General features: G+C 70.8%; 13 protein-coding genes and 1 pseudogene. 10 read left to right on the forward strand and 4 right to left on the reverse strand.

Translation table 11 applies throughout. The features are described 5' to 3' along the window. The first annotated feature begins 16 nt into the window (after window positions 1–16). From G7071_RS13930 to G7071_RS13945, 4 genes and pseudogenes are all read left to right on the forward strand, one after another. A complete protein-coding gene (locus tag G7071_RS13930; RefSeq protein ID WP_166319729.1) occupies window positions 17–949 on the forward strand; it encodes a PAC2 family protein in 933 nt (310 codons plus the stop codon). Further along, window positions 949–1,806 carry an acyl-CoA thioesterase gene (locus tag G7071_RS13935; RefSeq protein WP_166319731.1) on the forward strand — a complete coding sequence of 286 codons (858 nt, stop codon included), beginning with the start codon at window positions 949–951 and terminating at the stop codon, window positions 1,804–1,806. The genes G7071_RS13930 and G7071_RS13935 overlap by 1 nt, the downstream gene beginning before the upstream one ends. Window positions 1,807–1,957: 151 nt before the next feature. After that, window positions 1,958–2,350: pseudogene (locus G7071_RS20050) on the forward strand (murein hydrolase activator EnvC family protein); the annotation flags it as partial. Window positions 2,351–2,937: 587 nt separating this feature from the next. Further along, complete coding sequence (locus G7071_RS13945; protein ID WP_166313531.1) at window positions 2,938–3,180, forward strand: hypothetical protein; 243 nt, start codon at window positions 2,938–2,940, stop codon at window positions 3,178–3,180. 8 nt (window positions 3,181–3,188) lie between these two features. On the opposite strand, the gene G7071_RS13950 is transcribed toward G7071_RS13945, so the two are convergent. Next, window positions 3,189–4,067 carry a MaoC family dehydratase gene (locus G7071_RS13950; RefSeq protein ID WP_166319733.1) on the reverse strand — a complete coding sequence of 293 codons (879 nt, stop codon included), beginning with the start codon at window positions 4,065–4,067 and terminating at the stop codon, window positions 3,189–3,191. Further along, entirely contained in the window at window positions 4,067–5,398 is a 1,332-nt protein-coding gene (locus tag G7071_RS13955) for a 3-oxoacyl-ACP reductase (RefSeq protein ID WP_166319735.1), read from the reverse strand. The genes G7071_RS13950 and G7071_RS13955 overlap by 1 nt, the downstream gene beginning before the upstream one ends. A 164-nt stretch (window positions 5,399–5,562) precedes the next feature. Here G7071_RS13955 and G7071_RS13960 point away from each other — a divergent pair, with 164 nt between their 5' ends. The 6 genes from G7071_RS13960 to G7071_RS13985 all read left to right on the forward strand — a co-directional run bounded on the left by G7071_RS13960 (window position 5,563) and on the right by G7071_RS13985 (window position 11,580). Further along, complete coding sequence (locus G7071_RS13960) at window positions 5,563–6,843, forward strand: acetyl-CoA C-acetyltransferase (RefSeq protein ID WP_166319737.1); 1,281 nt, start codon at window positions 5,563–5,565, stop codon at window positions 6,841–6,843. Window positions 6,844–6,912: 69 nt separating this feature from the next. Continuing rightward, window positions 6,913–8,313 carry a protein kinase domain-containing protein gene (locus G7071_RS13965; RefSeq protein WP_166319739.1) on the forward strand — a complete coding sequence of 467 codons (1,401 nt, stop codon included), beginning with the start codon at window positions 6,913–6,915 and terminating at the stop codon, window positions 8,311–8,313. A gap of 77 nt (window positions 8,314–8,390) precedes the next feature. Then, the gene (pyrR, locus tag G7071_RS13970; RefSeq protein WP_425489396.1) at window positions 8,391–8,933 is read left to right on the forward strand and encodes a bifunctional pyr operon transcriptional regulator/uracil phosphoribosyltransferase PyrR; all 543 of its coding nucleotides are present in this window, start codon (window positions 8,391–8,393) and stop codon (window positions 8,931–8,933) included. Next, window positions 8,930–9,856 carry an aspartate carbamoyltransferase catalytic subunit gene (locus tag G7071_RS13975; protein ID WP_166319743.1) on the forward strand — a complete coding sequence of 309 codons (927 nt, stop codon included), beginning with the start codon at window positions 8,930–8,932 and terminating at the stop codon, window positions 9,854–9,856. The genes pyrR and G7071_RS13975 overlap by 4 nt, the downstream gene beginning before the upstream one ends. Further along, on the forward strand, window positions 9,856–11,127 hold the full coding sequence (locus G7071_RS13980; protein WP_166319745.1) for a dihydroorotase: 1,272 nt from the start codon (window positions 9,856–9,858) through the stop codon (window positions 11,125–11,127). The genes G7071_RS13975 and G7071_RS13980 overlap by 1 nt, the downstream gene beginning before the upstream one ends. Window positions 11,128–11,136: 9 nt before the next feature. Next, window positions 11,137–11,580, forward strand: coding sequence for a hypothetical protein (locus tag G7071_RS13985; protein ID WP_166319747.1), 444 nt, complete (start codon window positions 11,137–11,139; stop codon window positions 11,578–11,580). Between the two features lie 6 nt (window positions 11,581–11,586). Here G7071_RS13985 and G7071_RS13990 read toward each other — a convergent pair whose 3' ends face one another. Then, entirely contained in the window at window positions 11,587–12,816 is a 1,230-nt protein-coding gene (locus G7071_RS13990; RefSeq protein ID WP_166319749.1) for an acetyl-CoA hydrolase/transferase family protein, read from the reverse strand. An 84-nt stretch (window positions 12,817–12,900) separates the two neighbouring features. After that, the gene (locus tag G7071_RS13995) at window positions 12,901–13,530 is read right to left on the reverse strand and encodes a DUF3060 domain-containing protein (RefSeq protein ID WP_166319751.1); all 630 of its coding nucleotides are present in this window, start codon (window positions 13,528–13,530) and stop codon (window positions 12,901–12,903) included. Between the last annotated feature and the right edge of the window lie 37 nt (window positions 13,531–13,567).

The following is a 13,567-nucleotide window of genomic DNA, read 5'->3' on the forward strand; positions in this document are numbered from 1 at the left end:
GCCCTACTGTTGTGGCATGTCTGATGCCTCTCGCCTGGTGCACATCGTCGATGACGCGGACGGGGTTCCCGCGGGCGACGACCTCACGCTCGTCGTCGTCCTGTCGGGGTTCCTCGACGCCGGCAAGTCCGCCGAGCTCGCTGCCCAGCACCTGGCCGACCTCGGGGACGGACGCGTCGTGGCGACGTTCGACGTCGACGCCCTGCACGACTACCGCGCTCGCAGGCCGCCCGTGTCGTTCGTGCGCGACCACTACGCCGACTACGAGGCACCGCGCCTGGTCGTGCGCGCCATGACCGACACCGGCGGCACCCCCTTCCTGCTTCTGCGGGGGCCCGAGCCGGACATCAGGTGGGAGGCGTTCGCGCGGGCGGTGCGCGAGGTCGTCGAGCGCTTCGGCGTACGCCGAGTGGTGAGCCTGGGCGCCGTACCGATGGCCGTTCCCCACACCCGGCCGATCTCCATCACCCCGCACGCCAACCGACCCGAGCTGGTGACCGGGCCCAGCACCTGGACCGGCGAGCTGCGCGTCCCGGCCAGTGCACAAGCACTGCTGGAGATCCGGCTCGGTGAGTGGGGGCACCCGGCGCTGGGGTTCGTGGCCCACATCCCGCACTACCTCGCGCAGATGGCCTATCCGCAGGCAGCCCTCGTGCTCCTCGAGCAGCTCGAGCTGGGTGGACACCTCACGATCGACCTCACGGAGCTGCGCCAGGCTGCGGACGCGACGGAGAACGAGATCACCGCCTATCTCGCCTCCCACGAGGACGTCAATGAGGTGGTCCGCGGCCTCGAGCGCCAGTACGACGCCTTCAACGAGGCCGAGGCGGCCGGCTCGTCGCTGCTGGCCGACAACCAGCCACTGCCGTCCGGTGAGGAGATCGGACAGCAGTTCGAGCAGTTCCTCGCCGGGCTCGAGCCGCGCGACGACGACGGGCAGGAGCGCTGATGCCCGCGTCGGTGACCGAGCTCGCCGAGCTGCTGGAGCTCGAGGACCTCGACGTCGACCTCTATCGCGGCCCTCAGGCCAGGACCGAGCGGCAACGCGTCTTCGGGGGACAGGTGGCAGCCCAGGCGGTGGCAGCCGCCACCCGGTCGGTCGAGCAGGAGATGCGGCTGCACTCGATGCACTCCTACTTCCTGCGGGCCGGTGACACGGCCGTGCCGATCATCTTCGACGTCGAGCGCATCCGCGACGGACGGTCCTTCGCGACCCGACGGGTGATGGCGCGCCAGCACGGTCGTCCGATCTATTTCATGACCGCGAACTTCCACACGCCCGAGGAGGGCCTCGAGCACCAGGACCGGATGCCCGACGTCCCGCCGCCCGAGATGGGGGTGCCGATGACCGACCTCGCGCGCCAGGCCGGCCCCGAGGCCGCCGCAGAGTGGGAGCGTGAGTGGGCCGCCCTCGACGTCCGCTATCTCGGCACCAGCACGATGGGGCTGGCCGAGGACCCCGACCACCCGGCGCGCGCGCAGCTGTGGCTGCGCACCGATGGCGCCCTCGGCGACGATCCGCTCGCCCACCTGTGTGCCTTCACCTACGCCACCGACCTGACGCTGCTCGGGGCGGCGCTGACGCCGCACGGGATCCACATCAACTCATCGCGCATGCAGGCCGCGTCGCTGGACCACACGATCTGGTTCCACCGTCCGTTCCGCGCGGATGAGTGGTGGCTCTACGACCAGGTCTCACCGATCGCCACGGGGGGCCGCGGCCTCGCCACGGCACGGGTGTTCACGCAGGACGGCACGCTCGTGGCGACGGTGGCCCAGGAGGGGCTCATCCGAGTTCGCCATTAGCATGACAGCGGTGTAATTCACCGCATTGTGCAGACAGACACGCCGATGGCGTGGTTACGTGTGCTCGCTTCTGTGGCCCGTGTGACTCGGGGTGCGCGAGGCCGAACCCGTCTGCCGACCCCGTGAGAGCGAAGTGCGCGCCGTGAAATCGATGTCTCGACGTCTGCTGGTGGCCGTGCCCTCCGCAGCGGTCGGCGCCCTGGCGCTGACCCTCGTCGCCGGCGCTGTCGCCCACGCGGTTCCGCTGACGCCGCACCAGACGCCGTTCCCGTGCGGCCAGACCTGGACCGGGTCGACGCGAGGGAGCCACACGCCCTCGACCCGTTCGATCGACTTCAACCGTGCGGGTGACGAGGGCGACGCGGTCGTGGCCTCCGCCTCGGGGATCGTGGCCAAGGCCGACTCGGTCAGCACCCGCAGCTATGGACACCACGTCGTCATCGACCACGGCAACGGTGAGAGCTCGATCTATGCCCACCTCGACAAGGTGCTGGTCACGACCGGCCAGTACGTCGACCAGGGCGCCATGCTCGGGACCGTCGGCAACACCGGCAACTCGCGCGGCGCGCACCTCCACTTCGAGCAGCGCGCCGGCAAGCAGGTCGTTGCTGCTGCCTTCGGCGGCGTGCCGTTCGCCTATGGCTCCACGGTCTCGACCAACTGCGTCGACGTCCCGATCGCCGGGGACTTCACCGGCGACGGCGCCGCCGAGGTCGCGGTCTTCCGCCGCGCACCGCAGTCGACGTTCGTCCTCAACCACCCTGCAGGCGCACAGGTGGTGAGGTTCGGCTCTGCCACCGACGAGCCCCTGATCGGCGACTGGGACGGCAACGGCGTCGCCGACCTCGGTCTGCGCCGCCCGAAGGCCTCGAAGTTCCTGCTCAGAGGCGCTGCCGGTGTGGTCAAGGTGCGCTACGGCGTCCGGTCGGACCGCGCCCTCGTGGGCGACTGGGACGGGAACGGCATCGACGAGGTCGGCGTCCACAGACCCTCCACGGCAACCTTTCACCAGCGACTGGCAGACGGGTCGACCGTGGCGGTGCCGTTGGGGACGCCAACGACCTGCCGGTCACGGGCGACTGGGACGGCAACGGTGCGACCGACCTCGGCGTCTTCGACCAGGCGAGCGCCATGTTCACCCTGCGGGCCACCGATGCCGGCGGGGTGGCCCGGACCGTCTCGATCCAGCTCGGCGCCGCGGGCGACCTCCCCGTCGTCGGCGACTGGAACGGCGACGGGCTCGGCGACCTCGGGGTGTGGTCGCCGGCGACTGCTGTCTTCACGCAGGGACGCACGCTCAGTCCCCTCACCGCGGCTCCGGCGGCCGCCCGCCTGGAGGTCTCCACCGTCCAGTTCGGGCAGCCCCGGGGCTGAGCGTCGCCTCAGGCAGGCGTCGCGCGACCGAGCAGGTGGGGCGCGCCGTCCTTGGGGCTGGTCAGCGCGAACGTGTGTGCATCACCGTCCTGGCGGTGGGCGAAGGCCACCGTCCCGGGCAGGAAGACCGGCTTCTTGAACGACACCTCGACGGTCACCGCGTCGGGCAGGCGGTTCTCGATCGCGGCGATGCTGCGTGCCTTGGTCCACATGCCGTGGGCGATCTGGCGGGGAAAGCCGAGCGCCTTGGCGGTGAGCGGGTAGAGGTGGATCGGGTTGGGGTCGCCCGCGACGCCCGCGTAGGTGCGACCGAGGTCTCCCGGCAGCTTCCACTGCACGCCGCCGGTCGGCGCGTCGGTGAAGGACAGTCCGGCGTCAGGCTCACCGACCGTCCGTGCCCCTCGACGCAGGTAGGTCGAGACGGACTCCCACACCAGCTCGTCGCCGGCGGTCACGGTCGTCACGAAGTCGAGCAGCGCTCCCTTGTCATGGGCTCGCGGCGCGGCCACGGCCGTGGTCAGGTCGAGGACCTCGCCCACGCCGATCGCACGGTGCGCGGTGATCGTGTTCTCCATGTGCACCATGCCGATCCCCGGATAGGGAAAGGCCGGGTCGCTCATGATCGCCATGTGGAGCGGGAACGCGAGCACGTGCGGGTAGGGCAGGGGAGCGGTGTCCTTGCGGGGGAAGGAGCAGACCGCGGAATAGGCGTCGACTCCGGCACGCGTGACCGCAATCGCCGTGCGGGCGTAGGAGAGCCCGGTGAAGTTTTTCGGCGAGACCTTCTTGACGCCGGGCAGCTGGTTGACGCCGGGTATGACGGGGAGTGCCGCCCTGAGCAGCGTGCTGAGGCCGCCGGGCTCACCATCGAGGCGCTTGGTCTCCATCAGGCACCCAGCATCATCTGGCCGCACACGCGCACGACGTTGCCGTTGACGGCGGTCGAGCCGGGTGAGGCGAACCAGGAGATGGCCTCGGCCACGTCCACGGGCAGGCCGCCCTGGCTCATCGCGTTGAGTCGCTGGCCGACCTCGCGGGTGGCGAACGGCACTGCCGCCGTCATGGCCGTGATGATGAAGCCGGGAGCCACGGCGTTGATGGTGATGCCGTTGCCGAGCTCGTCGGCGAGGGAGTCGACGAAGCCGATGACGCCGGCCTTGGACGCGGCGTAGTTGGTCTGGCCCACGTTGCCGGCGATGCCGGCGATGGAGGCGACGCCGATGACCCGGCCGTTGTCGTTGATGACCTTCTCGTCGAGCAGCGCCCGGGTGATCCGCTCCGGGGCGCTCAGGTTGACCCCGATCACGCTGGCCCAGCGGTCCTCGGCCATGTTGGCGAGCTTCTTGTCGCGGGTGATGCCCGCGTTGTGCACCACGATGTCGACCCCGCCGTGCTCGGTGGAGAGGTGGTGGGCGATCCGCTGGGGTGCGTCCTTGCCCGTGATGTCGAGCGTGAGGTGGTCGCCGTCGAGCTCCTTCATCAGGACCTGCAGCTCGCTGGCCGCCTGGGGAACGTCGACTCCGACCACCTTGGCGCCGTCGCGGTGGAGCACGCGTGCGATCTGCTCGCCGATCCCACGGCTGGCGCCGGTCACGAGGGCGACCTTGCCCTCGAGCGGCCGGGTCCAGTCGGCAACGGGGGCTGCGTCCTTCTCCTGGTGGGCGCCGATGCGCACGACCTGGCCCGACACGTAGGCCGACTTGGGGGAGAGGAAGAACGCAAGGGTCGAGGTCGTCGCGTCGTCGGCGCCCTCGGTGACATAGACGAGCTGGACGGTGCCGCCCTTGCCGATCTCCTTGCCCAGCGACCGGGTGAATCCCTCGAGGGCGCGCTGCGCGACCCGCTCCGAACCACTGACCGACTCAGGCGTCGTGCCCAGCACGACGACCCGCGGGCACGTCTCGAGACTGCGCATGAGCGGGGTGAAGAACTCCTGCAGCGCGATCAGGCCGTCGGCGTCCGTGATCCCGGTCGCGTCGAAGACGAGGGCCTTGTACTTCTCGCCGGCGGTCGGGAGGCTCCACGCGATGCCGAGGTCGTCGAGGACCGTCGGCAGCGAGCCGCTGAGACGCCCGTCGCCACCCAGCGCGACCGTGCCGTCGACCAGAGGGGCGCCCTCGGTGTAGCGCTCGAGCGCGGTGGGGCTCGGCAGGCCGAGGTTCTTCACCAGCAGCTTGCCGATGGGTGAGGAGACGAAGCCCTGGTAGCGGTCACTCATGGGTGATGGTCCTCCGGAGGTATGGGAGAAGATGACTACGGAAGTTGTAACAAGAGGTGTAACTCAGTGTCCACATTTCGTGATGTGGCGCTCATTGCATTCCCTCATCGACATGTTCCGGCAAGGATAGAAGCATCCACCCCCAGCACCCCAGGAGCCCACACATGCAGGCAAGCACCCGCCGGGTCGCCGTCATCGGCGGCAACCGGATCCCGTTCGCCCGGTCCAACTCGGTCTATGCAGGCGTCTCCAACCAGGAGATGCTCACCGCCGCGATCGACGGTCTGGTCGCTCGCTACGGGCTGGAGGGCCAGGCGGTCGGCGAGGTCGTCGCCGGCGCCGTGCTCAAGCACGCCCGCGACTTCAACCTGACCCGCGAGTGCGTGCTCGGCTCCAAGCTCGCTCCCGAGACCCCCGCCACGGACATCCAGCAGGCGTGCGGCACCGGGCTCCAGGCGGCGATCCAGGTCGCCAACAAGATCGCCCTGGGCCAGATCGACTCCGGGATCGCCGGCGGCACCGACACCACCTCGGACGCCCCGGTGGCGATCAGCGACAAGCTGCGCAAGAAGCTGATGAAGGTCAACGCGGCCAAGGACACGGCCACCAAGCTCAAGGTCTTGGGTTCCATCCGGCCCGGAGACATCGGCCTGGACATCCCACAGAACGGTGAGCCCCGCACCCGCCTGTCCATGGGCGAGCACGCAGCGTTGACAGCACTCGAGTGGCGGATCACCCGCGAGGCGCAGGACGAGCTCGCCGCGTCGTCGCACCACAAGATGGCGGCGGCCTACGACCGAGGCTTCTTCGACGACCAGATCACCGCCTTCCGCGGAGTCGAGCGCGACAACAACCTGCGCCCCGACTCCACGGTCGAGAAGCTCGCGACCCTCAAGCCGGTCTTCGGCAAGGGCGAGGCAGCCACGATGACCGCCGGCAACTCGACCCCGCTCAGTGACGGCGCCTCCGCCGTGCTGCTGGCGTCGGAGGAATGGGCCGAGGAGCACGACCTGCCCGTCCTTGCCTGGTTCACCGAGTCGGAGACGGCCGCCGTGGACTACGTCAACGGCGCCGAGGGCCTGCTCATGGCACCGGCCTACGCGGTGCCCCGCATGCTCGAGCGCGCCGGGCTCACCCTCCAGGACTTCGACTACTACGAGATCCACGAGGCCTTCGCCTCACAGGTGCTCTCGACGCTCGCTGCCTGGGAGGACCCGGTGTTCTGCAAGGAGCGGCTGGGTCTCGACGCCCCGCTGGGCTCCATCGACCGGGCCAAGCTCAACGTCAACGGCTCCTCGCTCGCCGCTGCTCACCCGTTCGCCGCGACAGGCGGCCGGATCGTCAGCTCCTTGGCGCACCAGCTGGCGGAGAAGGGCTCGGGGCGTGGCCTGATCTCGATCTGCGCCGCGGGTGGCCAGGGCGTGGTCGCCATCCTCGAGCGCTGAGGCGGCGCCGCTCCCCCGCAGGGGTGAAGGTTTCCCCAAATCCGGCCCTCAGCGAGCACCATTGCTCGTGTGAGGGCTGGAGACACGTTCGACGAGCGCTATGAGCTGGTGGAGATCCTCGGCTCCGGCGGCACCGGAGCGGTGTGGCGCGCGCGGGACAAGGTGCTGGGGCGCGAGGTCGCGCTGAAGACCCTGCGCGCCGACAGCCCCGACGTCGAGACGATGCGGGCCCGGCGGCGGGCAGAGGCGCAGGTCGCGGGATCCTTGGCGCATCCCGGGATCGGATCGGTCTACGACTACGGCGAGACCAGCACCGGGCCATACATCGTGATGGCCGTCGTTCCCGGCGTCCCGCTGTCGGCCGTCCTGCGGGAGGAGCGAAAGCTCAGCCCTGAACGGGTGATGTCGATCGTGGCGCAGGTCGCGACGGCGCTCGACGCCGCACACCGCGCAGGGATCGTCCATCGGGACCTGAAGCCGGCCAACGTGATGCTGGACGAGAACGACCGAGCGATCCTCCTCGACTTCGGCATCGCCCGGTCGTCCGACCACGAACCGCTCACGCTGACCGGCACACTGGTCGGCACTGTCGACTACATCAGCCCGGAGCAGACCGCCGGCCGATCGGCGACGAGCCGCTCGGACCTGTACTCGTTGGGCATGCTCGCCTACGAGTCGCTCACGGGGCTCAAGCCCTTCCGCCGGGAGTCGCAGGTGGCCACGGCGCTGGCACACCTGCAGGAGGAGGCACCGCCCCTGCCGCCCGAGATCCCCGAGGGCGTACGACTCCTGGTCGAGCGGCTGATGGCCAAGGACCCGGACCACCGGCCGGAGTCCGCCGCACAGGTCGCCGCGCTGGCCCGCGCCGCACTGCAGGACCCCAGCGACGCGACCGAGGCCCTGGCGGTGCTTGCCCCGTTGCCGCGGGCACAGCCTGCAGCGCGGCAGCGCAGCAGGGTCGGCCGGCGCAGGGTCGTGCTGCTGGGCGCCCCGCTGGTCCTGGCGATCCTCACGTTCTTCACCTTCCAGGCGGTCGGCGACACCGCCGACAGGACGCGGCGAGTCGTCGACGTCGTCGGTCTCGCCGCCGCCCAGGCGACCGACCGTCTCGAGGCCCAGGGATTCGTCGTGCGGCGCGAGCCGCTGCGCGGCGTGAAGGCCCCCCGTGGCGAGGTCATGGACCAGCGCCCGGCGGCCGGGGCGCGGCTCGAGCCGGGTTCGGTCGTCACCCTGGGTGTCGCCGCCGCCGCGCCGCGCCCGGTCGCCCCACCGACGACAACGCCCAGCCCGACGGCGGTGGTGACTCCGTCGCCGACGCCCGTCACCGGCGGGGGCGGAGGCGCCGGGACCGGCGCGGGCTCAGGCGGCAACGGGTCCTCCGGCGGAGGCGACAAGTCCTCCCAGGGTGGGCCGAAGAAGTCCGGGGCTCCCGGCAAGTCGACCGGCCGCGGGAAGGGCAGGAAGAAGTAGCACGGCTGCTAGGGTCATCGCCGTTCGACATCCTTTAAGGAGCCGTCCCGTGAGGCGGAGAAGGAGGTCTGTGGCCCATGACAACAAACATGGCCGACCCTCGCATCGTCCTCGACGCCGGTGACATCGCCCGGGCGTTGACCCGCATCGCCCACGAGATCCTCGAGCGCAACAAGGGCGCCGACGACCTCGTCCTCCTCGGCCTCCACACGCGGGGGGTGCCGCTGGCCCAGCGCATCGCCGACCGCATCCAGTCCGTGGAGGGCTCCTCGGTGGCGATCGGCGAGCTGGACGTCACGATGTATCGCGACGACCTGCGCAAGCAGCCGACGCGCAGGGCGCACAAGACCCAGCTCCCGAGCGGCGGCATCGACGACAAGGTCGTGGTCCTCGTCGACGACGTGCTCTTCTCCGGGCGCACCATCCGCGCCGCCCTCGACGCGCTGGCCGACCTCGGCCGGCCCAGCGCCGTACGCCTCGCCGTGCTTGTCGACCGCGGACACCGCGAGCTGCCCATCCGAGCCGACCACGTCGGCAAGAACCTCCCCAGCGCGCGCGCCGAGCGGGTCAGCGTCCGGCTGGTCGAGTCCGACGACCTCGACGAGGTGACCATCTCGTGAAGCACCTCCTGTCCATCAACGACCTGAGCAGCGACCAGGTCCAGGAGATCTTCGAGACCGCCGCGGACATGCACGACGTCCAGCGACGCGAGGTCAAGAAGCTCCCGGCGCTGCGCGGCCGCACCGTGATCAACATGTTCTTCGAGGACTCCACCCGCACCCGGTCCTCCTTCGAGATCGCCGGCAAGTGGCTCTCGGCCGACGTCATCAACATCTCGGCCAAGGGGTCCTCGGCCTCCAAGGGCGAGTCCCTGCGCGACACCGTGCTGACGGTGTGCGCGATGGGTGTCGACGGCCTCGTCATCCGCCACCCCGCCTCCGGGGCCGCACACCAGGTCGCCCAGTGGGTCGACGCGGCCGTGATCAACGCCGGCGACGGCATGCACGAGCACCCGACGCAGGCCCTCCTCGACGCCTACACCCTCCAGCACCGCCTCGGCTCGCTCGACGGCAAGCACGTCGCGATCATCGGCGACCTGACCCACAGCCGGGTGTTCCGGTCCAACGTCTTGTGCCTGACCAAGCTCGGCGCGCGGGTGACGGTGGTCGCGCCGCCGACCCTGATGCCGAGCGGCATCGGTCCGTGGTCGAAGGAGGCGGGCTTCGCGACGTCCTACGACATCGATGAGGTGCTGCCCGACGCCGACGCGGTCATGATGCTCCGGGTCCAGCGGGAGCGCATGTCGGGCGGCTACTTCCCCTCGGCGCGCGAATACACCGTCGGCTACGGCCTGACCCGCGACCGCCTCGCGCGGCTGCGGCCCGACGCCCCCATCTGCCACCCCGGCCCGATGAACCGTGGCCTGGAGATCGCCGCCGACGCGGCCGACGCCGCCCAGTCGGTGGTTCTCGAGCAGGTCTCGAGCGGGCTCGCGGTGCGCATGGCCGTGCTCTACCACCTGCTTGCCGGAGAGGAGTCCTGATGGCGCTCGTGATCACCGGCGCGTCCGTGCTGGGCGAGAAGACCGCAGACCTGTACGTCGACGACGCCGGTCGACTGGTGGACGAGCCACCCGCCGGGGCGCAGACGCTGGATGCCGACGGACTCGTCGCCCTGCCCGGGCTCGTCGACCTCCACACCCACCTGCGCGAGCCGGGCCGCGAGGACGCCGAGACGATCCTCACCGGGTCCCGGGCCGCGGCGATCGGTGGCTACGCCGCGGTCCTGGCGATGGCCAACACGTCGCCGGTGACCGACACGGCCGAGGCCGCACTACGGGTCTTCGACCTCGGCCGCGAGGCCGGCCTGGTCGACGTCCAACCAGTGGGGGCCGTCACCAAGGGGCTCGCCGGCGCGGAGCTGGCCGAGCTCGGGCTGATGGCGCGCTCGCGGGCCCGGGTGCGGGTCTTCTCCGACGACGGCAAGTGCGTGCACGACGCCCGGGTGATGCGGCGGGCGCTGGAATACGTCAAGGCGTTCGGCGGCGTCGTCTCCCAGCACGCACAGGACCCGACCCTGGCGGGGCCGACCGCCTGCTGTCACGAGGGCGAGATCTCGGGGCGGCTCGGGCTCCCGGGCTGGCCCGGCATCGCCGAGGAGGTCATCGTCGCGCGTGACGTGATGCTGGCTCGACACACGGCCTCGCGGGTCCACATCGCGCACGTGTCGACGGCCGGTTCCGTGGAGATGGTCCGCTGGGCCAAGGCCCAGGGCATCGGCGTGACCGCCGAGGTGACCCCGCACCACCTGCTGCTCACCACCGACCTGCTCGAGGGCTTCGACCCCACCTACAAGGTCAACCCGCCGCTGCGGCCGGCCGAGGACGTCGAGGCCCTCCGCGCTGCCCTGCTGGACGGGACCATCGACGCCGTGGCCACCGACCACGCGCCGCACGCCCGTCACGACAAGGAGCACGCCTTCGTCGACGCGGCCTTCGGGATGCTGGGTCTCGAGACCGCGCTGGCGGTGGTGCGGACGGCCGTGCCAGACCTCGGCTGGGCCGACGTCGCCCGCGTGATGTCGGCCAACCCGGCCCGGATCGCCGGACTCGCCGGCCACGGCTCGCTCGACGTCGGCACACCGGCCCATGTCGTCCTGGTCGACCCCACTGCCTCGGTGACGGTCGATCGCGATGCCTCGGTGTCGCTGTCGCGCAACAACCCCTGGCACGGCCGCTCGCTCACGTCCCGGGTCGTCCACACGGTCTATGCCGGTCGCGTGACCGTCCGCGACGGGGTGCTCGTCGCGCCGTAGTGTCGGGGCATGACCGCCTACGACCTCCCAGCCGGTGTCGCGCGCGGCACGTGCGCGTTCCGGTTGATGCCTGGTGACGATCTCGCGGACGCGCCATCGAGCGTGTCGGTGGCCGCCACCGCCGCCGACCGGGCCGTCGTCCTGTCATACACCTGGGAGCACCCGTCCGACGGTGCTCAGTCGGGCACGCTGCTTCTTGGCGCACCGGACGAGCACGGCACTGTCTCGGCGGCCTGGGTGGACTCGTGGCACCAGCCGACAGTCGTGCTCGTCACCGGCACGGGGAGCGAGGCCGGCGCGGACGTGGGCTATGAGTACGCCCCCGGCTGGCTGTGGCGGGTTGTCGTGCGCCGCGAGGAGGACGGAGCCTCCTTGGTGATGCGCAACGTCGTCCCGGAGGGCCAGGGCGGTCCCGCAGGGGCCTACGACGTCATGCAGGCCACCTGGTCCTGAGCCGGCTCAGGCCAGTCCGAGCTCGGCTGCCTCTTCCCACAGCTCCTCCCGGACGTCGGGGTGTGCTGCGTTCTCGATCAGGTTGCGGGCCTGCTCTCGCTCGTCACGGCCCCACATCCAGGCGACGCCCTGCTCGGTGACGACTGCGGTGTGCTGGAAGGACGTCACGGGCTCGTCGACGAGCGGCACGATCGTCGAGACGTCGGCCTTGGGGTGCCAGCTGCGCAGGGCCATGAAGGCCTGTCCGCCGTGCGAGTGGCTGGCCCCCACGGTGAAGTCGGTCTGGCCGCCGAAGCCGGAGTGGATCCGCGCGCGGATCCGCGAGGCGTTGGCCTGGTCGAGCAGGTCGACCTGCAGGGCGGTGTTGATCGACGTCATCCGGGGCTGCTGGGCGATCCGCGAGGGTGCGTTGGTGGTCTCGGTGCGTGCCATGTGCACCCGCGGGTTGTCGTCGACCCAGTCATAGAGCTCCTCGCTGCCGAAGACGAAGGACGTCGTGATCGGGACGCCGCGGTCGAGGGCGCCTGCCTTCTCCAACGTGAGCACGCCGTCGCTGAACATCTCGGTCCAGATGCGGAGGCCACGACGCTCCACGACGCCGGCGATGGTTGCGTCGGGCACCTCCCCGATGCCGGCCTGCAGGGTCGATGCGTCGCCGATCTGGGCAGCGACGAGGGACCCGATCGCGCGGGCGTCGGCGCCGGGCGGGCGGGCGGCGTGGGTGACGAGGGGTGTGTCGACCTCGACACCAAGGTCGATGTCTGCGACGTCGACCTCGGCGTCGCCGAAGGTCCAGGGCATGCGGGGATTGAGCTGGGCGACGACGAGCGCCCCGCGGGCGCGGGCCGCCTCGATGGCGGCCGGCAGGACGTTGACCTCGAGGCCGAGGGAGACCTTGCCGTCGCGGGGGAGCGTCGTGTGGACGACCACGACGTCGGGAGGCAGCGGACCGCGGAACAGCCGGGGCACCATCGACAACCGGCACGGCACGTAGGAGAGCCGGGGATGGCGCCGGTAGCCCGGTCCGACGAACGTGGTCTCGGGCACCACCCCGTCATGGAGCGGGAGCCCCGGCTGGGCGTTCAGGGCGTGGAGCCGAGCTCGGGGAAGCTCGGCGAGCAGGGCGTCGAGGAGGGTGACCGGCGAGGCGAAGTTGCCGCTCGCGACGATCCGGGGCTCGGGGATGCCGAGGGCCGCCACCTTGTGGGCAGCGGCCTCGATCGAGTCGATGCGCATGCCGGACACCTTGCCATCAGGTGCTGACGTGCGGTCGGAGCCCGCACCCACGCGGGCCGGGTCGGCGCCTGCGCGCCGAACTGGTCAGCGACGCCTGTGCAGGGTGACAGCGTTGTCCTGACCACGCACCTTCGCGGAGGTGCCTCCGGCAGCCACGGTGACGGTGTTGGCGTCACCGCGCACCCGGAGCCGGTCGAGTCGACGGTGGGCAACTGCGTTGTCACTGCCGATCACGCGAGTCCGGAAGCCGCGACGGACGTCGACGGAGTTGCCGGAACCACGCAGGACGAGCACGTGGGTGCGGTCTGCAGTCAGGGAGGTCGTGTCGGCCTGGACGACCACGCGCTCGAGCTGACCCGCCACGTCCACCGTCGACCCCGACCCCGTGATGGACATCGTGTTGGCCGACGGTGTCGAGAGCGAGTTGGCCGCACCGGTGATCTGGGTGTCGTTGAGCGACTTGGCGGTGACGCTGACCTGGTCGCCGTTGATGACCAGACGCGTCGCCGTCTGCATGTTCACCGTCGCGTTGTCGGCCTCGACGATCACCGTGCCGCAGGGGCCGACGAGCTCGTAGTCCATGTTGTCCGCGGTCAGCACCACCTCGTCGGTGGTGCAGCTGATCGGGATCCCCGCGTTCGCCGAGCCAGGCACGAGGAGCAGGCCGGCGGGGAGGAGCAGGGCGGTTGCGAGGCGAGCGATGGAGCGGGACACGGTGATCTCCGTCGGGTGGGGGAGGTGTACATACCGG

The organism is Nocardioides piscis (assembly GCF_011300215.1).
Taxonomy (GTDB): domain Bacteria; phylum Actinomycetota; class Actinomycetes; order Propionibacteriales; family Nocardioidaceae; genus Nocardioides; species Nocardioides piscis.